General features: G+C 64.0%; 18 protein-coding genes and 1 riboswitch. Of the genes, 8 read left to right on the top strand and 10 right to left on the bottom strand.

All coding sequences use genetic code 11. The annotated features are described in order from the left end of the window. Positions 1-210 precede the first annotated feature (210 nt). The gene (locus BM413_RS01175) at positions 211-1,509 is read left to right on the top strand and encodes an adenylosuccinate synthase (RefSeq protein ID WP_091909248.1); all 1,299 of its coding nucleotides are present in this window, start codon (positions 211-213) and stop codon (positions 1,507-1,509) included. 60 nt (positions 1,510-1,569) lie between these two features. After that, positions 1,570-3,189 carry a hypothetical protein gene (locus BM413_RS01170; RefSeq protein WP_091909245.1) on the top strand — a complete coding sequence of 540 codons (1,620 nt, stop codon included), beginning with the start codon at positions 1,570-1,572 and terminating at the stop codon, positions 3,187-3,189. A 334-nt stretch (positions 3,190-3,523) separates the two neighbouring features. Here BM413_RS01170 and BM413_RS01165 read toward each other — a convergent pair whose 3' ends face one another. Together BM413_RS01165 and BM413_RS01160 are read right to left on the bottom strand one after the other, a co-directional pair. Then, positions 3,524-5,338, bottom strand: a complete 1,815-nt coding sequence (locus BM413_RS01165; protein ID WP_091909243.1) for an ABC-F family ATP-binding cassette domain-containing protein — start codon at positions 5,336-5,338, stop codon at positions 3,524-3,526. A gap of 6 nt (positions 5,339-5,344) precedes the next feature. Next, positions 5,345-5,989, bottom strand: coding sequence for a thiamine diphosphokinase (locus tag BM413_RS01160; protein ID WP_091909240.1), 645 nt, complete (start codon positions 5,987-5,989; stop codon positions 5,345-5,347). A gap of 106 nt (positions 5,990-6,095) precedes the next feature. Next, positions 6,096-6,218, top strand: a riboswitch (TPP riboswitch). A 44-nt stretch (positions 6,219-6,262) separates the two neighbouring features. Here BM413_RS01160 and thiB point away from each other — a divergent pair. The 4 genes from thiB to BM413_RS01140 all read left to right on the top strand — a co-directional run bounded on the left by thiB (position 6,263) and on the right by BM413_RS01140 (position 11,418). Then, the gene (thiB, locus tag BM413_RS01155) at positions 6,263-7,264 is read left to right on the top strand and encodes a thiamine ABC transporter substrate binding subunit (RefSeq protein WP_091910237.1); all 1,002 of its coding nucleotides are present in this window, start codon (positions 6,263-6,265) and stop codon (positions 7,262-7,264) included. 92 nt (positions 7,265-7,356) lie between these two features. Further along, positions 7,357-9,021, top strand: coding sequence for a thiamine/thiamine pyrophosphate ABC transporter permease (gene thiP, locus BM413_RS01150; protein WP_091909237.1), 1,665 nt, complete (start codon positions 7,357-7,359; stop codon positions 9,019-9,021). Then, positions 9,018-9,749: a thiamine ABC transporter ATP-binding protein gene (gene thiQ / locus BM413_RS01145; protein ID WP_091909234.1), complete on the top strand. Its 732-nt coding sequence runs from the start codon at positions 9,018-9,020 to the stop codon at positions 9,747-9,749. The genes thiP and thiQ overlap by 4 nt, the downstream gene beginning before the upstream one ends. 187 nt (positions 9,750-9,936) lie before the next feature. Next, positions 9,937-11,418, top strand: a complete 1,482-nt coding sequence (locus BM413_RS01140; protein WP_244537727.1) for a M48 family metalloprotease — start codon at positions 9,937-9,939, stop codon at positions 11,416-11,418. A 44-nt stretch (positions 11,419-11,462) separates the two neighbouring features. Here the strand turns inward: BM413_RS01140 and BM413_RS01135 are convergent, their stop codons facing one another. Next, positions 11,463-12,323: an RNA polymerase factor sigma-32 gene (locus BM413_RS01135; protein ID WP_091909228.1), complete on the bottom strand. Its 861-nt coding sequence runs from the start codon at positions 12,321-12,323 to the stop codon at positions 11,463-11,465. A gap of 148 nt (positions 12,324-12,471) precedes the next feature. On the opposite strand from BM413_RS01135, the gene BM413_RS01130 reads away from it, so the two are divergent. Next, on the top strand, positions 12,472-14,259 hold the full coding sequence (locus tag BM413_RS01130) for an acyl-CoA dehydrogenase family protein (protein ID WP_091909225.1): 1,788 nt from the start codon (positions 12,472-12,474) through the stop codon (positions 14,257-14,259). A 13-nt stretch (positions 14,260-14,272) separates the two neighbouring features. On the opposite strand, the gene BM413_RS01125 is transcribed toward BM413_RS01130, so the two are convergent. The 5 genes from BM413_RS01125 to BM413_RS01105 form a co-directional block, all read right to left on the bottom strand. After that, positions 14,273-14,464, bottom strand: a complete 192-nt coding sequence (locus tag BM413_RS01125) for a DUF6494 family protein (RefSeq protein WP_091909223.1) — start codon at positions 14,462-14,464, stop codon at positions 14,273-14,275. A 150-nt stretch (positions 14,465-14,614) separates the two neighbouring features. Continuing rightward, positions 14,615-15,205 (bottom strand): CarD family transcriptional regulator, encoded by a 591-nt coding sequence (locus BM413_RS01120; protein WP_091909220.1) that lies wholly within the window; start codon positions 15,203-15,205, stop codon positions 14,615-14,617. 362 nt (positions 15,206-15,567) lie between these two features. After that, positions 15,568-15,906: a ferredoxin FdxA gene (gene fdxA / locus BM413_RS01115; protein ID WP_091909217.1), complete on the bottom strand. Its 339-nt coding sequence runs from the start codon at positions 15,904-15,906 to the stop codon at positions 15,568-15,570. 151 nt (positions 15,907-16,057) lie between these two features. After that, positions 16,058-16,444 carry an RNA-binding S4 domain-containing protein gene (locus BM413_RS01110; protein WP_091909214.1) on the bottom strand — a complete coding sequence of 129 codons (387 nt, stop codon included), beginning with the start codon at positions 16,442-16,444 and terminating at the stop codon, positions 16,058-16,060. Between the two features lie 12 nt (positions 16,445-16,456). Beyond that, the gene (locus tag BM413_RS01105; protein WP_091909211.1) at positions 16,457-19,807 is read right to left on the bottom strand and encodes a helicase-related protein; all 3,351 of its coding nucleotides are present in this window, start codon (positions 19,805-19,807) and stop codon (positions 16,457-16,459) included. Positions 19,808-20,803: 996 nt separating this feature from the next. On the opposite strand from BM413_RS01105, the gene aqpZ reads away from it, so the two are divergent. Further along, a complete protein-coding gene (gene aqpZ / locus BM413_RS01100; RefSeq protein ID WP_091909208.1) occupies positions 20,804-21,493 on the top strand; it encodes an aquaporin Z in 690 nt (229 codons plus the stop codon). Positions 21,494-21,600: 107 nt separating this feature from the next. Here the strand turns inward: aqpZ and phbB are convergent, their stop codons facing one another. Continuing rightward, positions 21,601-22,323, bottom strand: a complete 723-nt coding sequence (gene phbB, locus BM413_RS01095) for an acetoacetyl-CoA reductase (RefSeq protein ID WP_091909205.1) — start codon at positions 22,321-22,323, stop codon at positions 21,601-21,603. 126 nt (positions 22,324-22,449) lie between these two features. Next, positions 22,450-23,634, bottom strand: a complete 1,185-nt coding sequence (locus BM413_RS01090) for an acetyl-CoA C-acetyltransferase (RefSeq protein WP_091909202.1) — start codon at positions 23,632-23,634, stop codon at positions 22,450-22,452. Positions 23,635-23,701 lie beyond the last annotated feature (67 nt).

Here is a 23,701-nt window from a genome sequence, read left to right as displayed (position 1 = left end):
GAATTTCCGGCGGCGGGCTTGAGATACCGGCGTAGAATGGATGCGGGTTCGCGTAAACAGCGCCAAACGCGGAAATTGTTGTGCCTGATTACCCACAACTGCCGAGAAACCGTGCAAAGAATGGTCGCCTTCCAAAACGCATGACGCTATAGAGGCCTGTCATTTTTACGTGTTCGCCGCCTGCTTCGCGGTGCTGGAAGGGAAGAAAACATGGCCAATGTGGTTGTCGTCGGCTCTCAATGGGGCGACGAAGGCAAGGGCAAGATCGTCGACTGGCTGTCGGAACGCGCCGATGTCGTGGTGCGTTTTCAAGGCGGCCACAATGCCGGTCACACGCTCGTCGTCGATGGCAAGGTCTACAAGCTGTCGCTGCTTCCTTCCGGCATCGTTCGCGACGGCAAGCTCTCCGTCATCGGCAACGGCGTGGTCTTCGATCCGCATGCCTTCGTCGCCGAAGCGGAGAAATTGCGCGCGCTCGGCGTGGAAGTAACGCCCGAACGCCTGAAAATAGCCGAAAACACGGCGCTTATTCTGTCCCTCCACCGGGAACTCGACGGATTCCGCGAAGACGCGGCCTCCAATTCCGGAACGAAGATCGGAACGACCCGCCGCGGCATCGGCCCTGCCTATGAAGACAAGGTCGGGCGCCGCGCCGTGCGGGTGATGGACTTGGCTGATTTGGATACGCTGCCCCTGAAGGTCGACCGGCTGCTGACGCACCACAATGCGCTGCGCCGCGGGCTCGGTCATCCCGAAGTCGCGCATGAGACGATCATGCAGGAGCTGACTTCCGTTGCCGACGCGATCCTGCCCTATATGGACCGGGTGTGGAAAATACTCGACGACAAGCGCCGCGCAGGCGCGCGCATCCTGTTCGAAGGCGCGCAGGGCACGCTGCTCGACATCGACCACGGCACCTATCCCTTCGTCACCTCGTCCAACACCGTTGCCGGCCAGGCATCGCCCGGCTCGGGCGTCGGCCCCGGCGCGATCGGCTATGTGCTCGGCATTACCAAGGCCTACACGACGCGCGTCGGCGAAGGCCCGTTCCCGACCGAACAGGACAATGAGGTCGGCGAATTCCTCGGCACCAAAGGCCATGAATTCGGCACCGTCACCGGGCGCAAGCGCCGCTGCGGCTGGTTCGACGCGGTGCTGGTGCGCCAGGCGGTCGCCGTCAACGGCATCAACGGCATCGCGCTGACCAAGCTCGACGTGCTCGACGGCCTCGACGAGATCAAGGTCTGCACCGGCTACACGCTGGACGGCGAGACGATCGACTATCTGCCGGCGAGCCAGGGCGCGCAGGCGCGCGTCGTGCCGATCTATGAAACGCTGGAAGGCTGGAAGGGAACGACTGCCGGCGCGCGCAGCTGGAACGATCTGCCGGCACAGGCTGTTAAGTATGTTCGTTATATAGAGGAACTGATCGGCGCGCCGGTGGCGCTCCTTTCAACCAGCCCTGAGCGGGACGACACAATACTTGTGACCGATCCCTTTCAAGACTAATTTTGCCCCTTCCCGCCGCTTCGCGGCAAGGCGGGAAGGAAACCACAGGTCGACAAAAGCATGGCAGATTTCGTTGCGGTTCTGAAGAAGACGCTGGATGGGCTGAGCGAAGCTACGCCCGAACTGCGCCAGAAGGTCTACGACAAGGCCCGCGGAACAATTGCCGCGAAGCTCGCGGCGATAAACCCGCCGCCGCCGCAGGCTGTCGTCGACCGCCAGAAGCGCGCGCTGGAAGACGCCATCGAGGCGGTGGAAAAGGAATACCCACCGCGTCCCGGTCCGAAGATCTCCAGCGACCCGCTGGAGGAGCTGGAAAACGTCTTCGCCTCCATCGAGCGCCAGAAGACCGAGCCGCCAAAGCCGCGTTTCGACAACACATTCAAGGCTGACAGCGCGCCAAGGCCGCCCGTGCCGGCTGCACCCGTCGCGCCGGCCGCGTTTGACCCCTCGCCAAAACCAGAACCCAAGGCTGAGCCTGCCCCCAAGGGCGACTTGTGGCCCAAAACCACGCCTGTCGTGACGGCGCCTCCTGCCGCAGCACCCGCCAGGGGCGAAGCCCCGGTCCGCGAAGACGTGTTCGGTCCGGAAAATGACGACGACGACATTCAAACAGACGAGCGGGAAAGCGAAACCCGCAAGCGCGGCTATGGCGGCCTGATCGCGGCCGTGATCGCCCTTGCCGTGATTGCGGGTGGCGGCTACGGCGTCTGGCTCAACAAGGATGCCTTCGCCAACCTGTTCAGCACGAACGGAAGCGAGACGGCAACGACGACGCCTTCGGTGACACCGCCGGCAACGACCCCGGCACAGCCAGAGACCAACACCGCTGCCAATCCGCCGGCTGGGGAGCAACCCTCGCCTGCGGCACCGCCTCCGGCCAATGGCGGCACGGACAGCGAGCCCAAATTCACCCAGCGCCTGAACGCCGACGGCTCGGAGATCGACCCGGGCCCCGCCGGCGGGCCTGCCGCCATCGGCGAGGGAACCTCTGTCGCGGCGGTGACCCAGCCGCCGGAGACGCCCGCCCCCGCGGCACCCGGCGCAACCACGGACCCGGCAGCGCCACCTGCCGCGCAGGGCCAGACACCTGCCGCTCCCGGCGCGCCGGCTGCCCAGCCGGGCGTGGCCGTCGGCCAGCGAGCGATCTTCTACGAGGAACGCACCAACGTCGCCGAGGGTTCGGCCGAACCGGGCAGCATCGTCTGGTCGGTGGTGCAGGAATCGCCGGGCGGCGACCTGCCGCCTGAGCCGGCGATCCGCGCCGAGGCGACCATTCCCGGCAAGGATCTGCAGTTGCGCATGACCATCCGCCGCAACGCCGACCAGACCCTGCCGGCAAGCCACATCATCGAGGTCATCTTTCTGACGCCAGACGGCTTCGAGGGCGGCGGCATAGAGAACATCCTGCGCGTGTCGATGAAGGGATCGGAACAGGAGGCCGGCAGCCCGCTGATCGGCATTCCGGCGAAGATAGCCGATGGCTTCTTCCTCGTTGCTCTCAACGACGGCAAGCAGGAGATGGACGCCAACATGGCCCTGCTGCGCCGCCAGAGCTGGATCGACGTGCCGATCGTCTACAAATCCGGCCGCCGCGCCCTGTTCACCATGGAAAAGGGCATCCCCGGCCAGAAGGCCTTCGACGAGGCCATCAAGGCCTGGGACGCAGCCCGCAGCGGGTGATGACGTCAGACTCTTTTTTGGCTTGAGACGGCGTGAACTCGCATAGGTTCGCGCTGCCCCTCATCCGACCCTTCGGGCCACCTTCTCCCCGTAAACGGGGAGAAGGAAGAAGCGGCGAGGTCGCGGCCAGCCTTCTTCTCCCCGTTTACGGGGAGAAGGTCCCGGCAGGGGGATGAGGGGCAGCGCGAACTTTAGATCAGGAAGAGAATCTTAGGCGTCGGCGGGGCACAGGCCCTTCGATCGAACGCCTCCCGGCCCTCCGCTAGGGCTCCGGGCGTTCGACATTCGAAAAGCCAAATCGTTGGCTTTTCGCCGACCTACGGTCGGACATGTCTCACCCCTCCAGCTCCTCCCGAAGCATTTCCAGTTCCAGCCATTCCTCTTCCATGGCAACCAGCGTCGCGCGTTCCTTGTCGAGGGCGGCGATGGTTTTTTGAAACCCCTTCGGGTCGCGCTCGTAGAAGGCCGGGTCGGCGATGTTGTTTTCCAGCGCCGAGATCGAGGCCGAGACGGCAGCCATCTTTCCGGGGAGGCTTTCCAGCGCGAATTTCTGCTTGAAGGAAAGCTTCTTCGCCGGTCCCTTCTGCGCTTCCGACGCGCTCTCGGCGCGCGGCGTGTCGCCGGCCTGCTTCTGCACCGCACGGCGGTCGTTCAGCCGCGTGCCGCCGCGCTGGGCGAGCATGTCGGCATAGCCGCCGGCATATTCGATCCAGCGCCCCTCGCCGTCCGGTGCGATGATGCTGGTGACGGTGCGGTCGAGGAAGTCGCGGTCGTGGCTGACGAGGATGACCGTGCCGGCGAAACCGGCGACCAGTTCCTGCAGCAGCTCCAGCGTTTCCATGTCGAGATCGTTGGTCGGCTCGTCGAGCACCAAAAGGTTGGCCGGACGCGCCAGCACCCGCGCCAAAAGCAGCCGGGCGCGCTCACCGCCGGAAAGCTCGCGCACCGGCGTGCGCGCCTGCTCCGGCTTGAACAGGAAGTCCTTCATGTAGGAGACGACGTGGCGCTCCTCGCCATTGATGACGAGGTTGTCGCCGCGCCCGTCGGTGAGATAATGCCCAAGCGTTTCCTGCGGATCGACCGCCTCGCGTTTCTGGTCGAGGGTGGCGATCTCCAGATTGGTGCCGAGCCGCACCGAACCGGAATCCGGCTGCAACTCGCCGGTCAGCATCTTCAGCAGCGTCGTCTTGCCGGCACCGTTGGGTCCGACCAGGCCGATGCGGTCGCCGCGCTGGATGCGTGTCGAAAAGCCTTTGACGACGGTGAGATCGCCGAAGCTTTTCTCGATGTTCTTGGCTTCGATGACCAGCTTGCCGGATTCGGCGGCATCGCTCGCCACCATGGTCGCCACACCTTCCGCGCCCTTGTGACCACGAAAGCGCTGGCGCATCGTCTGAAGCTCACCCAGCCGGCGCATATTGCGCTTGCGCCGCGCGGTCACGCCATAACGCAGCCAGTGCTCCTCGCGCACGATCTGGCGGCCGAGCTTGTGCTGTTCGCGCTCTTCTTCTTCGAGGATGGTGTCGCGCCATTCCTCGAAATGCGCGAAACCTTTGTCGAGCTTGCGTGTCTGGCCGCGATCGAGCCAGACGGTGGCGCGCGATACGCGCTCGAGAAAGCGCCGGTCGTGCGAAATCACGATCAGTGCCGAGGACGAGCGGTTGAGCTCGTCTTCCAGCCATTCGATCACCTGCAGGTCGAGATGGTTGGTCGGCTCGTCGAGCAGCAGGATGTCGGGCTCAGGCGCCATGACGCGGGCAAGTGCGGCACGCCGCGCCTCGCCGCCCGAAAGATCGTCGGGGCGCTCCTCGCCGGTCAGGCCGAGATGTTCCATCAGATAGGTGGCGCGGTAGGGATCGTCAGCCGGCCCGAGACCCGCCTCAACATAGGCGCGCACGCTCGCAAAACCTTCCATGTCGGGCATCTGCGGCAGATAGCGGATGGTCGCGGAGGGCTGGCGAAAGAATTCGCCGTCCTGCGGCTCGATGATGCCGGCGGCGATCTTGAGCAGCGTCGACTTGCCCGAGCCGTTGCGCCCGACCAGCGCGATGCGCTCGCCCGCCGAGGCCGACAGTGCTGCACCGTCAAGCAGCGGCGTGCCGCCGAAGGTCAGCCGGATGCCGTCGAGATTGAGAAGCGGTGGCGCCATGTCTTTTCAGTGTTCCGGAAGAGGATAAGGATGGGCGAGCAGCAGCGCGCGGCCACGTTCGAGCGTGATGCGCAGGCTTCCGCGCACTTCGTTGGAGAGCGTCAGCGATGAGCCGAAGGCGACCTCGACATTGTCGAGCGGCCATTTCGCGCCGATTTCGGTGAGGCCCGACAATTCGGAAAAGCCGAGCACGGAAAACAGCGTGCCGTCGGCATAGTCAAAACCGGTCGTGCCGGGCAGCAGCGGGTGCCCCTCCTGCGCGCCGCTGGTCAGCACCGTCGGCGTGCCTTGTTCGGCCAGCCTCAGGGCCAGCGCCAGATGCAGGAAGGCATGGTCGGCGCGCGGGCCGCCGAAGGCGCCGGCCAGCACCAGCGAGGTCGCGCCGCGCTTGAGCGCTGCTGCAATCGCCAGTTCGCCGTCGGTATTGTCCTTTTCCGCTGGAAAGGTCTCGCGCGGTATAGCTGCGTAGCTTTCGGGCAGGTTTTCCGGAACGGAGTCGAAATCGCCGACCCACAGCTCCGGCGTCACGCCAAGCATCGCCGCATGGCCGATGCCGGCATCGGCCGCGATGATGCGGCTGCCTTCGAGTTGCGCGTCGATGCGGGGCGTGCGGACGAGTTCGCCGCCAAGCAGGATGAAAAATCGGCTCATGGTGGCTCGCCTCTATCATGCCGCGCGGCCATACGGGAAGCCGCCAATGCGCCGCGCAGCCCGAAACTACCGCTTGCGCGCCTCTTCGCTTGGTCCTATGTCTGATCCCGCTCTAACGGGGTGCCGGACACGATTTTCGTGAGCCGGCTGAGAGGCAAGGGGGAAACCCGGCCAACCCGCTGAACCTGATCCGGTTTGTACCGGCGGAGGGATTAGATGCTTCGGACGCCCGGCGCTTCAAATTCCCTTTCAACGCTAATGAAGGAGGCGCCGATGCGCACGCTGCTATTCTCGCTCGTTTCCACCCTTGCCGTGGCCGCCGCCCTGCCGGCGCTCGCCGCTGAAAAACTCACCGTCTACACCTATGAGAGCTTCACCGCCGAATGGGGCCCGGGCCCGCAGGTGGAAAAGGCCTTCGAGGCTGAGTGCGGCTGCGATGTCGAGTTCGTCTCGGTGGCCGACGGCGTGGCGCTGCTGAACCGCGTCAAGCTGGAGGGCGCTTCCACCAAGGCCGATGTCGTGCTCGGCCTCGACACCAACCTGACCACCGAGGCCAAGGCCACCGCCCTGTTTTCGCCCTCCGGCATCGATCTCGCCAGCATCAAGGTGCCGGGCGGCTGGACGGACGATACGTTCGTGCCCTTCGACTACGGCTATTTCGCCGTCGTCTACGACACCGAGAAGCTGAAGAACCCGCCCAAGAGCCTGAAGGAACTGGTCGAGGGCGATCCTTCGGAAAAGATCGCCATCCAGGACCCGCGCACGTCCACGCCGGGCCTCGGCCTGCTGCTCTGGGTCAAGGCGGTCTATGGCGACAAGGCACCGGAAGCCTGGGCCAAGCTGAAGAACCGCGTGCTGACCGTGACGCCGGGCTGGAGCGAGGCCTACGGCCTGTTCACCAAGGGCGAAGCGCCGATGGTGCTGTCCTACACCACCTCGCCCGCCTACCACATGATCGCTGAGAGCACGGACAAATATCAGGCTGCACCCTTCGAGGAGGGTCATTACCTGCAGGTCGAAGTCGCCGGCATCACCACCACCGGCGCGAAGAACCCACTGGCGAAGAAGTTCATGGAATTCATGACCAGGCCCGGCTTCCAGGACGCCATTCCCGAAACCAACTGGATGTTCCCCGCCGGCAAGACCGACAAGCCGCTCAACCCGGCCTTCGACAAGCTCGTAAAGCCGGCGAAGACCTTGCAGATCAGCGCCGACGACGTGGCCGCCAACCGCAAGGCGTGGGTGGACGAGTGGCTGGGGGTTATGAGCAAGTGAGCGGGCGGCGGCGGCCTTCCTCCCCCCTTGAGGGGGAGGTGTCGCCGCAGGCGACGGAGAGGGTTGCCGGAGGCAGCGCGAGGCGCAATTGAATGTCGAGTACGGCCGCACCGACCCCACCCCCGGCCTTCGGCCGTACCCTCCCCTCAAGGGGGAGGGATAGGCGCATCACCGCCGGCATCATCGCGCTTGCCGCGATAGCCGTCCTCATCGGCGGCGCGTTTCTCGGCCTGATCCTCGAAGGCGCGCGCGACACGTCCGGCGCTATCGCCGCCTTCGATTCCTACCTCTTCCGCGTCGCCCGCTTCACGCTGTGGCAGGCGCTTCTATCAGCTACGCTTTCCATCATCCCCGCGATCTTCGTCGCGCGCGCCCTCTCCCGGCACCCGGCATTTCCAGGGCGCGGGCTGATCCTGCGCCTGTTTGCCGTGCCGCTGGCGCTGCCGGCCATCGTCGTGGCGCTTGGCGTTCTCGCCCTCTACGGCCGCGCCGGCTATTTCTCCGGCCTGCTTTCGACCATCGGCGGCGGCGACTGGCCCGGCATCTACGGCCTGTCGGGTATTCTGGTCGCGCATGTCTTCTTCAACCTGCCGCTGGCGACCCGCCTCTTTCTGGAGGCCCTGAACACGGTGCCTGCCGACCAGTGGCGGCTGGCGAGCCAGCTCGGCATGGGTGCTCGCTCCAGCTTTCGCCTGATCGAATGGCCGGCCCTGCGCGCCAGCCTGCCGGGTGTCGCCGGCCTTGTCTTCATGCTGTGCATCACATCCTTCACCATCGTGCTGACACTGGGCGGCGGCCCGCGCGCCACCACGCTGGAAGTCGCGATCTACCAGTCGCTGCGCTTCGACTTCGACCCCGCCCGCGCCGTGGCACTGACGCTGCTGCAGATCGCGCTCACCATGGCGGTCGTGTTTGCGCTGATGCGGCTCGGCGCAAACACCACCGGCGATGCCAATCTGTCGGTGACGCAGCGCCGCTATGTCTCCGCCGGGCGTGGCGAAACCGCCCTCAACGCGGTCCTTCTCATTGCCGCACTTGCCTTCGTTGCCGGGCCGATGCTGGCGACCGTCCTTGCCGGACTCAACGCCGATCTTTTCCGCCTCGCCGGCGAAAGCACGGTGCGGCAGGCGACGATCACCAGCCTCGTGCTGGCAACGCTTTCCGCCTGCCTGTCGGCCATGCTGGCGCTGTCGCTGATCATGGCGCGGCGCGCGCTGGCCTTGCGGCGCGGGGCCGGCGAAAAGACCTTTCTGGAGCGCATGACCGACACAGGCGCCGGCTTCGTGCTGGTGGTGCCGCCCATCGTCCTCGGTGCGGGCTGGTTCGTGCTGCTGCGCCATATGGGCGATGTCTTCACTGTTGCGCCGATCATGGTCGTCACCGTCAATGCGGTCATGGCCATGCCCTTCGCCATCCGCGCCATACGCCCAGCCTATGACGCCGCCAGCGAGCGGCACGAGCGCCTCTGCGCCCAGCTCGGCATCAGCGGCTGGAACCGCCTGAGGCTGGTCGACTGGCCCGTTTTGCGCCGCCCGCTTTCGACCGCCTTTGCCTTCGCCATGGAGCTGTCACTTGGCGATCTCGGCGTCATCGCACTGTTCGGCAGCGATTCCGTGCAGACGCTGCCCTATCTTCTGCTCGCCCGCATGGGCAGCTATCGTACCGCGGATGCAGCCGGGCTTGCCCTGATGCTCGGCCTTCTCTGCCTCGTGCTGATGCTTGTCGCCGACCGGCTCGGAAAGGACGCTTCGCGATGATCGACAGGACAGGTGCCGGCATCACGCTGGACAAGGTGGCCTTCAGCTATGGCGAGACGGGGGTGGATTTCGACCTCGCGATCGAGCCGGCCGCGATCACCACGGTGATGGGGCCAAGCGGCGCCGGCAAATCGACCTTGCTCAATTTGATAGCCGGCTTCGAACTGCCGCGTTCGGGCCGCGTGCTGATCGGCGGCACCGACGTGACCGCTACGCCGCCCTCGGAACGGCCTGTCTCCATGGTGTTCCAGGAGAACAACCTCTTCGCCCATCTGACGGTCGAGCAGAATGTCGGCCTCGGCCGCTCCGCGGCCCTGCGCCTAATCGACACCGACCGTGCCGCCATAGCCGAAGCGCTTGACCGCACGGGCCTTGGCGACAAGCCAAAACGCCTGCCGCGCGAGCTTTCCGGCGGCGAACGCCAGCGCGTGGCGCTCGCCCGCGTTCTGGTGCGCGACCGGCCCGTGCTGCTTCTCGACGAACCCTTTGCCTCGCTTGGGCCTGCCCTGCGCGAGGACATGGTCGATCTGGTGAAGGCGCTTCAGGCCGAACGCGGCATGACTGTGGTTTTCGTGACACATCAACCAGAGGATGCCCGCAGAATCGGCGGAAACATGGTGTTTCTCGACCGTGGAACGGTGGCCGCGACCGGTGAAACCGTTACATTCTTCACCAAAGATGGACCTGCGGCGTTCCGGGACTATATTGGTTTTGATGCTGGCGCGTAGCGATTCGATTGAATCGCCCGGAAGCGGACATAATTTGCGGCCAGAGCAGTTTCAGGGGCTTATCCGCATTCTTGTTTTGCCAGGAAGAGTATGGCTAGGTCCGCGTAACACTGGGCTGCCGTGGATGGCAGTCATTGCCCGACGAAAGGAAGCCGTTCTGTCGACCTGCCGGATCACAGCCAGAGAGATGCTCTCGCCGGTGCGCCCTGCGGCGCGCTTCGGCTTTGCCGTGGCTTTTGTGGCACTGCTGGCCGGCTGCCAGGCGCTGACCGGCAGCGACATCACGGAATCTGCTTTCCGCCCGTCCGACAACCCGGTCACCGTCGACAGCGTTTCGCGCAACAACCGGCTGGCCGAACTCGCCAAGAGCCAGCATCCGCGCATTCTCGCGACCTATGGCGGCGAATATTCCGATCCCAAGCTTGAGCGCATGGTCGCCAAGGTCGTCGGCAGCCTGACCACCGTGTCGGCCAACCCGACCCAGACCTATCGCATCACCATTCTCAACTCGCCCAACGTCAACGCCTTCGCCCTGCCCGGCGGCTATCTCTATGTGACGCGCGGGCTGCTGGCGCTCGCCAACGATTCCTCCGAGCTTGCCGCCGTCATCGCCCACGAGATGGGCCATGTGACGGCCAATCACGGCCTTCAGCGCCAGCAGAAGGAAGCCGAGGAGGTGCTGGCCAACAAGGTCGTCACCGACGTTCTCGGCGAAAGCCAGACGGCCAAGGTGGCGCTGATCCGCGGCAAGCTCCGGCTCGCCCAGTTCTCGCGCAACCAGGAGCTGGAAGCCGACGCCATCGGCATCAAGGCGATCGGGCAGGCCGGCTTCGACCCCTATGCCGCCGGCCGCTTCCTGCAGTCCATGGCTGCCTACAGCGATTTCCGCTCGATCAGCGGCGCGACCGATCCGAGCCTCGACTTCCTGGCCAGCCACCCCAACACGCCGCAGCGCATCGAACTGGCGCAGCGCCACGCCCGCCTGATCGGCCCTCCCGGCACCGGGGTCAAGGATCGCGATTCCTTCCTCGCCGGCATTGACGGGTTGTTGTTCGGCGACACGCCGGAAGAAGGCTATGTGCGCGGCAACACGTTCATGCATCCGCGTCTTGGCGTGTCGTTCTCGGTCCCCGCAGGCTTTGCCATCGACAATACGGCGGCAGCCGTCACCGCGACCGGCCCCGGCGACATGGCGATCCGCTTCGACGGCGTGACCATCGAGCCGAAGATGTCGCTGACCGATTATCTGCGCAGCGGCTGGGTTGCCGGGCTGGTGGATTCAAGCGTGCGCACCGAGACCATCAATGGCAACGAGGCGGCAGTCGCCCAGGCGCGGGCCGACGGCTGGCAGTTCGACGTCACCGTCATCCGCGCCAACGGCCAGGTCTATCGCCTGCTGACGGCCGCACCGCTGGCCGGCAATTCGCTCGATGCCGTGGCACGGTCGGTGGGCGGCAGTTTCCACGTGCTGAGCGAGGCGGAAAAGGCAGCGCTCAAACCCCTGCGCATCCGCGTCGTCACCGTCAGGCCGGGCCAGACGATGGGCACGCTGGCTGCCGGCATGATCGGCGTCGACCGCAAGCTCGACCTGTTCAGGGTGCTCAACGGCCTTGCGCCCGGCGCCACGGTATCGGCCGGCGACAAGGTGAAGATCGTTTCGGATCGGTAGGGAAAGAGCCCTTCTCCCCTTGTGGGAGAAGGAAAATCGCAGCATCAAGCGCTCAGAAACGCAGGGCTTTCCTTGACGAGCGCAACCCTGAGCTTCTGTAGCGCGCGGCTTTCGATCTGCCGCACGCGTTCCTTGGAGATGCCGAGGGTTTCGCCGAGCGATTCCAGCGTGGCGCCCTCGTCCTGAAGCCGGCGCTCCTCGATGATGCGCAGTTCGCGCTCGTTCAGCACATGGAGCGCATTCTTCAGCCAGCCAGAGCGCCGTTCGTCGTCGATTGCCTCGCCAACGACTTCATCGGGCAAGGGATCGTCGGAGACGAGGAAATCCATGCGGTCGGCCGAGCCGCCGCCATCATCGACCAAGGGGGCATTGAGCGAGGTATCGGGGCCGGAAAGCCGCGAATCCATCATCGCGACATCGGATTCCGAAACGCCAAGGGCGGTGGAAATCTCCTTGTAGAGCGCCTCTCCCGAAAGCATGCCCGGGCCCTGCGCCAGCTTGGCGCGCAGCCGGCGCAGGTTGAAGAACAGCGCCTTCTGCGTCGAACTGGTGCCGCCGCGCACGATCGACCAGTTGCGCAGGATGTAGTCCTGCATCGAGGCCCGTATCCACCAGGTCGCATAGGTCGAGAAACGCACGTCACGGTCCGGCTCGAACCGCGCTGCGGCCTCGAGAAGGCCGACATGGCCTTCCTGGATCAGATCGCCGATGGGCAGGCCGAAATAGCGGAATTTCGTCGCCATCGAGATGACGAGGCGCATGTGGGCAGTGGTGATGCGGTGCATCGCCGCCTGGTCGTGGTGGTCGCGCCACCGAAGTGCCAGTTCATGCTCCTCGCCGCGCTCGAGATAGGGCGCCTTCATGGCCGCCCGGATCATGGTTCGCCTTGCTTTGTCTTCAATCATCCGGGCACTCCCAAACTCCGGCGCAATTGCTCTATACTTCGAGGCTTCCGACCCGGGGGTGGACATTAGACGGGGATGGTCGGGGAGGGTTGAAGTCGCCGCACATCGCCCTACAGGCCTTGAAACGTCTCGCGCGAAGGATTGTTCCATGATCTCCGTCGACCGTACCGATCTTGCTTTCCAGCTTTTCGACGCCCTGCCGACCGCCAGCCTGGCGGCACTGCCGCGCTTTGCCGACTATGACCGGACTGCCATGGAGGAGGTGCTGGACACCGCCGAGCGCATCGCCATGGATCACTTCCTGCCGCATGCGGCAGCGCTCGATCTCGACGAGCCGCGCTTCGAAAGCGGCAAGGTGGCGATGGACCCCCGCGTGGGGCAGGCGCTGGCCGCCTATCGCGAAGCCGGATTCTTCGGCGCGGGCTTCGATCAGGAATGGGGCGGCGCGCAGATGCCGGAAACCCTGCGCAGTGCTGCAAGCTTCATCTTCTCGATGGCCAATGCCAGCACCGCAGCCTACCCGTTCCTGACGGTTGGGGCAGCGCACCTCATCGCGGCCTTCGGCTCTGACGACCAGAAGGAACGCTTCCTGAAACCGATGATCGAGGGCCGCTTCTTCGGCACCATGTGCCTGTCGGAGCCGCAGGCGGGCTCCTCACTCTCCGACATCACCACCAAGGCGGAACCGGACAAGGACAGCTATCTCCTGCATGGCCAGAAGATGTGGATCTCCGGCGGCGATCAGGAAATCTCGGAAAACATCGTCCATCTGGTTCTGGCGCGGCTTCCCGACAGCCCGCCCGGCGTGAAGGGCATATCGCTGTTCATCGTGCCGAAATACCTGCTCCGGAAGGACGGCAAGCGGGGCAAGAGAAACGGCGTCGAGCTTGCCGGGCTGAACCACAAGATGGGCTATCGCGGCACGACGAATGCAGCGCTCAATCTCGGCGAGAAGGCGCCCTGCCGCGGCTATCTGGTCGGCGAGGCCAATCGCGGCCTCACCTACATGTTCCATATGATGAACGAGGCCCGCATAGGCGTCGGCCTTGGGGCGGCTGCCCTTGGTGCCGCCGGCTATCGTGCTTCGCTGGTCTATGCCAGGGAGCGCCCGCAGGGCCGCCACCCCGGCCACAAGGACGCAGCGAGCGCCCAGGTGCCGATCATCGAGCATGCCGATGTCAGGCGCCTGCTGCTCGCCCAGAAGGCCGCTGTGGAGGGCGCGCTGGCGTTGCTGCTCTACACGGCCTTTCTTGTCGACGCGACGAAGGCAGCCCCCAATGCCGAAACCCGCCACGAAACCGAATTGCTGCTCGATCTGCTAACGCCGATCGCCAAGTCATGGCCGTCGGAATTCTGCCTCGAGGCCAACAAGCACGCGATACAGGTGCTTGGCGGATACGGCTATACGCGCGACTATCCGGTCGAGCGCCTCTACCGCGACAACCGGCTGAACGCCATCCACGAAGGCACGCATGGCATTCAGGGCCTCGACCTGCTCGGCCGCAAGGTGATGCAGGACAACGGCGCCGGCATCAAGACGCTGGCCACAAGGATCATGGCCGACGTGACGCAGGCGCACGCCTTCGAAAACCTCGCCGCTCATGCCGAGGATCTGGCCGCCCATCTCGGTGAGGCGGTGGCGACGACCGGCAAGCTTGCCAGCAGGGCCGCCAGTTCCCCCGAAAGCGGCCTTGCCAATGCGACGCTCTATCTCGATATGATGGGCCATGTGGTGGTCGCGTGGATGTGGCTGCGCCAGGCGCTCACCGCGTCGCGCAAGCTGAGGAACGACGGGGCCAACCGGGATTTCCTCGAAGGCAAGCTTGCCACCTGCCGCTACTTCTTCGCCTACGAGCTGCCCAAGGCCCGCACCCAGCGCGCGCTGCTCGACAGCCTGGACGACACGACATTGACGATGAAGCCGGAGTGGTTCTGAAACAACGGCGGGCTCAAGCCAGCTTTATCTCGCCTTCCACGACATGGTTGAGGTCGGTGCCTTCGGCGGTCAGGGTCATGCGCAGCTTGAGCTTGCCGCCCTTGACCTTGCCGTTGCGCGCCACCGCCTCGATCTCACGCTGCGAGGTGATGCCGACTTCCTTCAGGAATTTACGGATCGACATGTTGAGGGCGTCTTCGTCCATGGCCGGCACTCCTCTGGCGGATTGACGGGATTTTATATCGTTATGAGGCAAGAGCAATAACGATCGATCTTCGATGCCTAAATGGTGGCAACAAAAAAACCCGGCGTTGCCGCCGGGTTTTTCAAATGTCGAAAGCCTGAAAGCCGCTGCTTACGCAGCTTCTTCCTGCTCGGCTTCTTCGTTGTCGGCCTCGGCCTTGGCGCCACGCTTGGGGCCCTTGGCAAGGTTGATCTCGATCATGCGAACCGCTTCGGTTTCCGACAGGCGGTTCACAGCTGCGATTTCGCGGGCCATGCGGTCGAGGGCAGCTTCATAGAGCTGGCGCTCGGAATAGGACTGCTCGGGCTGGTTCTCGGCACGGAAAAGGTCGCGAACGACTTCCGAGATCGAGATCAGGTCGCCGGAATTGATCTTCGCATCATATTCCTGCGCGCGGCGCGACCACATGGTGCGCTTCACGCGAGCGCGGCCCTGAAGAACCTTCAGCGCACGGTCGACATAGTCGGTTTCCGAAAGCTTGCGCATGCCGATGGAGGTCGCCTTGGCGACCGGCACCTTCAGGCGCATCTTGTCCTTCTGGAAATCGATGACGAAGAGCTCCAGCTTGTGGCCCGCTACTTCCTGCTCGTCGATGGACATGATCTGGCCGACGCCATGTGCCGGGTAGACGATGTATTCGCCGGTCTTGAAGCCGTGACGGCCTGCTGAGGAAGGCTTCTTCTGCGGGGTTGTGGTTGCCATTACGCCCTGAACTCCTTTTGTGGTCCCGGCTAGAGCGCCGGCGGACCTGATGGGACGGCCAACTGGCCGAACTGGGAATGCCACACACAGGCTAACGCCCTCCGGTAAAGCAGGACCTGGCAAATCGCATCAAAAGCGTTTGCCTGGCCCAAGATGCCTTGGTCCGGAGTTCGTGTTCACCTTTCAGTGATTAGGGCGTTGCGCCATAAATCGACAGCGTGTCAGCGGCATGTTGCAGCAGTGGTACCACAAAAAGTTGAAAGAATCAAGGTTTTGCTGCATGCGCGAAGACCCGACCGCCGGAAATGTCCGCCGGAAGGCGTAATCAACGCCCGTTCATGCTGATTGCAGCGTTGCTGCCTTCAATCGCCTTCGCCGGGCTCCGCCGAAAAATACTTCTCGAACTTGCCCTCGACGCCGTCGAATTCCTTGGCGTCGGCCGGCGCATCCTTCTTGGCCGTGATGTTGGGCCATTTGGATGCATATTCGTCGTTGATCTGAAGCCATTTGTCCAAGCCCGGCTCGGTGTCCGGCTTGATGGCGTCGGCAGGGCATTCCGGCTCGCAGACACCGCAGTCGATGCACTCGTCGGGGTGAATGACGAGCATGTTGTCGCCTTCATAGAAGCAGTCGACCGGACAGACCTCGATACAGTCCATGTATTTGCATTTGATGCAATTATCGGTCACGACATAGGTCATGCTGCTACTGCTCCGGGACGGCCCTTTCGAACCTTAAGATGGGGTGAGGTAGCGCCTTTGCCAATGTCTTGCAAGGGTGGCTTTTGCGCGCAATTGCCTCACACCGGAATGCATTTTCACCCCACCCAAGCAGCAATGGCAACCGATACCGTCAATCGCCGCCGCGCAACCGGTCTGTTTCCCGGCGCTGGCGCTTGGTCGGGCGGCCGCTGCCGGCGTCACGGACGGGAACGAGTGCGTCGGGAAGTGAAGCATCCTTCGGCGCGGGTGCGGGCGAAAGATCCTCGTAGAGCAGCCGAGCTTCTTCCGCCGGCCCACGGCGGAACCCGCACGAAAGCACCTTGTAGACGAGGATGCGCCGTTCCAGCGTGATGGTCAGGACATCGCCTGGCTTAACCGAATCCGCAGCCTGGCTGGACTTCTCGCCATTGATGCGAACGCGGCCCGCCTGGGCCAGTTTCGCGCCCAGCGAACGCGATTTCACCGCGCGCGAAAAGAACAGCCATTTGTCGATACGCTGACGACCGTCGGCGGGCATCGACCCTGCAGCCTACTTCTTGAGCTGGTCGCGCAGCGCGGCGAGCTTGGCGAAGGGCGAGTCCGGATCGACGCGCACCGGCCGCTCCTCGCGCGGCTTGGACTGGAACGAGGGCTTGCCCTGGAAGCCGCCCTTGCCGCCGCCACGATCGTCGCGGCGATCGGGCCGTCCACCCTCGGTGCTCGGCTTGCCGGACTTGCCCTTGAACTTGCTGCGGTCGAAACGCTCCTTGCCGCCCTGCTCGCGTGCCGGCCTGTCGCCTTCGCGGGCCGGACGTTCGCCATCCCGGCGCGGCTGGCCGGGTGCGCCACGCGCTTCCGCCTGGCCACCGCGCGGGCGATTGTCATGGCGTGGACGCGGATGACGCTCGAAGCGGGCCGGCCGCCACAAAAGAATGGGCTTGGGCTCTTCGACCGGCGTTTCCGGCTGAGGCGCAGTCGCTTCGACGGCGGGCGCAGCCTCGGCAGGCGTTTCCGCAGCCGCCTCTGGAGCGGGCGTCGCTTCTGCGTTTTCAGATTCGGGCGCCGCCGGTGCGGATTCCGCAACCGGTTCTTCCGCGGCCGGTTCCGATGCGGGAACCTCAACCGGCGCGGCGGCTGCGTCAGCAGTTGCCTCGACAGCGTCCGCAACAGTTGTGTCGGCTTCGGGCGCGGCGGCAGCAGCCTCTGCCACTACCTCACCTTCGGGCTCCAAAACCGGCTCGGCAACTTCAGCCACCGTTGCGTCGGCTTCCGGCGTGGCGGCTTCCGCCTCAGTGGTCGCAGCATCTTCCGATACTGCATTCGCTTCGTCGGCGGCAGCTTTCGCAGCAGCCTCCTGCGCTTCGATCTTTGCGGCAGCTGCCTTTTCGGCGGCTTCGCGCGCGGCGGTGTCCAGCGCTTCCAGCCGTGCCTTGACCTCGACGGCCGGCTTAGGCTCGGCGCGGTAGCCGAGACCCTTCAGGATTTCCTCGATGTCGTCAGCAGTAGCACCCAGGATCGACATCATCGCCGGCGTCACCAGGAAGGCGCTGCCGTCGAAGGCGCCATCAGGCCGCGCGCCGATGCCGGCCTTCCAGGCCAGTGCCGGGCGAATGAGATCAGCCAGCCGCTCGAGAATGTCGACGCGCACGGCGCGGCGGCCGAGATTGCGGAAACCGGCAAGCTTGTAGAACGCCTTGTCGAATGTCTGATCGATGACGACCGAAGTGCGGCCGGCAGCCAGCGCATGAACCACGTCGCCGAAGCCGGGCTTGTCCTTGCCGTCGTTCTTCAGCGCCCACAAGAGCGTCACCAGCCCGGCCGGACCCGGCTTCAGCAATGACGGCACGAAGACATGGTAGGCGCCGAAGCGCACGCCGAGACGGCGCAGGCCGGCGCGGCCTTCCTGATCGAGCGTCTTGATGTCATCGGCAATATCGCGGCGGTTGATCAGCCCGAAATTCTCGACGAGCTGGAAGGCGATGCCGCGCGCAATGCCGGAAAGCTGTTCGGCGTTCTTCAGATCGAGCAGCGGCTTGAGCAGCGTGTCGATCTGGAAATTGACGAAGCGTTCGGCGCGCACGGCGACCTTGTCGCGTGCCGGGCCGGTCAGTTGCTCGTCGGCAAGCAGGATGACGCGTGGACGCAGCGCGTCGTCGGTCGACACCAGTGTGCCGATCGGCGCACCGATCCAGCGCAGCGTGCCGTCGGAACCAAGCGCCAGATCGCCATTGGCGCAGGCCGAGAAGCGATCCGCGCGCGTTTCGAACTCGACGCCGAGCGCCTTTTGCGCTGCCGCCTTGATGGCCTTGCCATCCTCACCGGCCGCGCTCTGGTCGGCGGTGAAACGGAACCCCTGCAATTCCCCGACATGGTGGCCTTCGACGAGGACCGTTCCGGTTGGGCTTATTTCGGCTTCAAGCATTGTATTTTCTCTAAGGCGGCGCATGAGGACGGAAGTCCTGCGGTCTACGAAGCGTTTCGTCAACCGTTCATGCAGCGCATCCGACAATCTGTCTTCGATTTCCCGCGTCTTTTCCTGCCAATGTGCCGGATCGGCAAGCCAGCCAGGCCGATTGGAAACATAGGTCCACGTCCGTATTTGGGCGATGCGGTGTGAAAGCGTGTCGATATCGCCCTCGGTCGAGTCGGCGCGGCGCACCTGTTCGGCCATGTAATTTTCGTCGACATGGCCGCGATCGGCGATATCGACGAAGATCGAGGAAATGAGGTCGGCATGCTGCGCCGGCGCGATGCGGCGATAGTCCGGCAGCGCGCAGACCTCCCACAGCAACGCGACGCGGTCGCGGCTTGTCGCCAGCGCGCGGATGTCGGCATCCTTCGACAATTGCTCCAGCGCCTGCGCATCGACCGCTGGCAAGGCCCGCGTCAACCCTTCGACTGGCGCTGTCGTCTCGATCGAACGCTTCAGCGCGTCGAGGCTGGAAAAATCGAACTGCGACGTGCGCCACTGCAGCACTTTCACCGGGTCGAACTCATGCCCTTCGATCTTCTCGATCAGCTCGTCTGAAAGCGGATCGACCTGGCCGGTGACGCCGAAAGTGCCGTCGCGCAGATGCCGCCCGGCACGGCCGGCGATCTGGCCGAGTTCGGCAGCGGTGAGATCGCGAAACTGGAAACCGTCGAATTTGCGGTTCTGGGCGAAGGCGACATGGTCGACATCGAGATTGAGGCCCATGCCGATGGCGTCGGTTGCGATGAGGTAATCGACGTCGCCGGACTGGTAGAGCGCCACCTGCGCATTGCGGGTGCGCGGCGAGAGCGCTCCGAGCACGACGGCAGCACCCCCACGCTGGCGCCGGATCAGCTCGGCAATGGCATAGACCTCGTCGGCCGAAAAGGCGACGATGGCCGAGCGCCGGGGAAGACGCGTCAGCTTCTTGGAACCGGCATAGGCGAGATGCGACAGGCGCGGGCGGGTGACCACGGAAACGCCGCGCAGCAGCCGCTCCAGAATGCCGCGCATGGTGGCCGCGCCCAAAAGCAGCGTCTCCTGCCGGCCCCTGAGATGCAGGATGCGGTCGGTGAAGATGTGGCCGCGCTCGAGATCGCCGGCAAGCTGCACCTCGTCTATGGCGACGAAGGCGGCATTGGTCTCGCGCGGCATCGCCTCGACTGTGCAGACCGAATATTTGGCGCCGGGCGGCAGGATCTTTTCCTCGCCGGTGACGAGCGCCACCTTGGCAGCACCGACCTTGTCGCAGACGCGGCCATAGACCTCGCGCGCCAAAAGCCTGAGCGGCAGGCCGATGATGCCGCTTTCATGCGCCACCATGCGCTCGATCGCCAGATGCGTCTTGCCGGTGTTGGTCGGCCCGAGCACGGCCGTCACGTCGCGGCCGGAAAGCACGAGCGGGTCATTCTGTTTGGGATGAATGTTCATCGGCGGCGGTGGCGGCCTTTCTGGCGCGGTTTGTCGCGAAAGACCCGACTGGCCGGCTATCGCGGCAATTTCCGGGCAAGCACGTTCGTTTCGACAGATAGGCACTTGGGCGCGGAAACGAAAGCCTGAATTTTCGCGAAAATTAAGAGGTGGAACGAGTCTGGAACGAATCGGCTACGAATCGCTGACTCCAGCAGATTCAGCTTTTGTTCACCCCCACATGTAGCCTGAGTCACGGTGAATCTCACCACATGCTGAATCGCTGAAATTCGACAGGCTCGGGATTCGTCCCTCGGCATTAACCTTTCGCCGGCTGGATGGCGCCAGAAACGTTTAACAGATTGAATTTATTATATTTTATAGAATTTCACATCGAGAACATCCGACCTCGCGTGTCCCGAAATTAACGTTCCGGTCAAACCCGGAACGAATCAGCGACGAATCACTGATTTAGCTGGATTCACGGTTTGTTCGACGCAACATGTGGGACTTGACAGCGATTCAGCATCCACATGCAGGAGCGCGTATTCACCTGACTACGCCTTTTTCGCTACTGTTGTTAACCTTTGCCCGGCGCAGCACTTGCCCGGCCGAAGGCGCGACTCGCGCCTTAAGGCTTTCGTAAAGATGCTTAAGCGGAAATGACCACGGAGAGCCCCGTGGCGAGCATTTCCGTTAACGTTCCGCTCAAAGGAAGAACGAAGCAGCGACGAATCGCTGATGGCGGTCGTTTCCCGGTTTGTTCACCACAGCATATGGTGAGGCTTGTCCGGCGAGGCACAATTATCCCCTGCCGGCGTCGCTCCGGCATGCCGACCGGGCGGCAGGAATTAACCAAAATGCCCCGTTCCGGCACAGCTTTGCAAACGCAAAGGCTGACCCGACGTAAATAGCTGTGACAATCGTTGAAGTGGCAGGCCCCACCGCATGTCTCGCCATTGCGTTGTGCCCGATTTCGTGAATCTTCTAGGTCATTGGTACTAGGAGGGTATTACCATGTCCAAACGTCTCTTCGCCGAGTTCCTCGGTACTTTCTGGCTTGTCTTCGGCGGTTGCGGCAGCGCCGTTCTTGCCGCCGCTTTCCCCCAATTCGGTATTGGTTTTCTTGGCGTTGCGTTTGCGTTCGGCCTGACGGTCCTCACCATGGCTTATGCCGTGGGCGGGATTTCCGGCGGCCACTTCAATCCGGCCGTATCCGTCGGCCTCACCGTGGCCGGGCGTCTTCCGGCCAAGGATCTCGTCCCCTATGTCATCGCCCAGGTCATCGGCGCCATCGTCGCCTCGGCGATCCTGTACTTCATCGCCAGCGGCAAGGCGGATTTCTCGCTTTCCGGCGGCTTTGCATCGAACGGCTATGGCGAGCATTCGCCGGGCGGTTATTCGATGGGTGCAGCACTCGTCGCTGAAATCGTGCTGACCTTCATGTTCCTGATGATCATCCTTGGCGTCACGACGAAACGCGTTCCGGCCGGCTTCGCGCCGATCGCCATCGGCCTGGCGCTGACCCTGATCCACCTGATCTCGATCCCGGTGACCAACACCTCGGTCAACCCGGCACGCTCCACCGGCCCGGCACTGTTCGTCGGCGGCTGGGCGCTACAGCAGCTCTGGCTGTTCTGGGTCGCCCCGATCGTCGGCGCCATCCTCGCCGGCATCGCCCACAAGTCGTTGTTCGGCGACGAGTGATTTTTGCGGCAGATCAAACGGAAACGGCGCCCTCGGGCGCCGTTTTCTTTTTTGCCAACATCAACGGTCGTCAGCCGTGCCTCTGGCAACGTGGCAGCCACCCAACCTCACACAAAATACTGCCCGCCATTGGCGGTAATCGTCGAGCCGGTGATGAAGCCGGCATCGTCGGATGACAGGAACACCACGCAGCGCGCGATCTCGACGGCCTCGCCGAGCCTGCCGACAGGGATCTGCGCGATGATGGACTCGCGCACCTTTTCCGGCACCGCCATGACCATGTCTGTCGCGATATAGCCGGGGCAGATGGCGTTGACGGTGATGCCGGCGCGCGCGCCTTCCTGCGCCAGCGCCTTGGTAAAGCCGATATCGCCGGCCTTGGCCGCCGAATAATTCGCCTGCGCGAACTGGCCCTTCTGGCCGTTGATCGAGGAAATGGTGATGACGCGGCCGAACTTGCGCTCGCGCATGCCGTTCCACAGCGGATGCGTCATGTTAAAGACGCCGTTGAGATTGGTTTCCATGACCTCGCGCCACTGGTCGCGCGTCATCTTGTGGAAAGGTGCGTCGCGGGTGATGCCGGCATTGTTGACCAGAACATCGACCGGCCCGAGATCGGCCTCGACCTGTTTTATCCCGGCCTCGCAGGCGTCGTAGTCGGCAACCGACCATTTGTAGGTCTTGATGCCGGTGTCGGCGGTGAATTTGTGCGCTGCTTCGTCATTGCCGGCATAATTGGCGGCAACCTTGTAGCCGGCATTCTTCAGCGCCACCGCAATGGCCGCCCCGATGCCACGCGATCCCCCGGTGACGAGTGCTGTTCTGGTCATGAAGTGCTCCTCCTCGTTTGATCGGAGAGCGAGTAGGGAGTAGCGAATAGCGAGTAGGGCTTCTTTTGGCCGCTTCCGCTTTCGACACTTCCTATTCGCTACTCACTATTCCCTATTCGCTTTTCTTCAGATCGCTTCCACACACATCGCCACGCCCATGCCGCCGCCGATGCATAGCGTGGCGAGGCCCTTCTTGGCGCCGCGGCGCTTCATCTCGAAGACCAGCGTGTTGAAGATGCGCGCGCCGGACGCGCCGATCGGGTGGCCGATGGCAATCGCCCCGCCATTGACGTTGACGATGGCCGGATCCCAGCCGAGACCCTTGTTGACCGCGCAGGCCTGAGCCGCAAAAGCCTCGTTGGCCTCGACAAGGTCAAGATCGGCCACCGACCAGCCGGCCTTCTCCAGCGCCTTCTTCGATGCCGGGATCGGCCCCGTGCCCATTATGGATGGGTCGACGCCGGCGGTCGCCCAGGAAACGATGCGGGCAAGCGGGGTGATGCCGCGCCGCTCGGCTTCGGCCTCGGTCATCAGCACGGCAGCGGCGGCACCATCATTCAGGCCGGACGCGTTGGCGGCAGTTACCGTGCCGTCCTTGTCGAAGGCGGGTTTAAGCTTCTGCATGGCATCGATCGTCGCGCCGATGCGGATATATTCGTCCTGGTCGACGATGGTGTCGCCCTTGCGGCCCTTGACGGTGAAGGCGACGATCTCGTCCTTGAACTTTCCGGCTTTCTGAGCGGCCTTGGCCTTGTTCTGCGAGGCGAGCGCGAATTCGTCCTGATCGTCGCGGGTGATCTGGAACTGACGCGCGACGTTTTCGGCGGTGTTGCCCATGTGGTAGCCGTTGAAGGCGTCCCACAGACCGTCCTTGATCATCGTGTCGATGAGCTTGAGGTCGCCCATCTTGGTGCCGGCGCGCAGATGCTGGCAATGCGTCGACAGCGACATCGATTCCTGGCCGCCGGCAACGATGATCTTGGCGTCGCCCGTCGCGATCTGCTGCATGCCGAGCGCGATGGCGCGCAGGCCCGAGCCGCAGACCTGATTGAGACCCCAGGCGGTGGTTTCAATAGGCAGGCCGGCGGCGATGGACGCCTGCCGCGCCGGGTTCTGGCCCTGCCCCGCCGTCAGCACCTGACCGAGGATGACCTCGTCGACTTCGGCGGCATCCACACCGGCACGTGCCAGCACTTCCTTGACGACGACAGCACCCAGTTCATGGGCAGGCGTATTGGCGAACGAGCCGTTGAAGGAACCTACCGCAGTGCGGGCGGCGCTGGCGATGACGATGGAATTCGAGGCGGGCATTTCACTCTCCAGAACAGTTAGGGCCGGACCGCATAGAGGTCTTCTCAAGGGCTTTTCTTGCCCGTTA

The sequence above is a fragment of the Mesorhizobium sp. YR577 genome (assembly GCF_900116595.1).
GTDB lineage: Bacteria > Pseudomonadota > Alphaproteobacteria > Rhizobiales > Rhizobiaceae > Mesorhizobium_M.
This window is presented reverse-complemented; position numbering and strand designations above follow the sequence as displayed.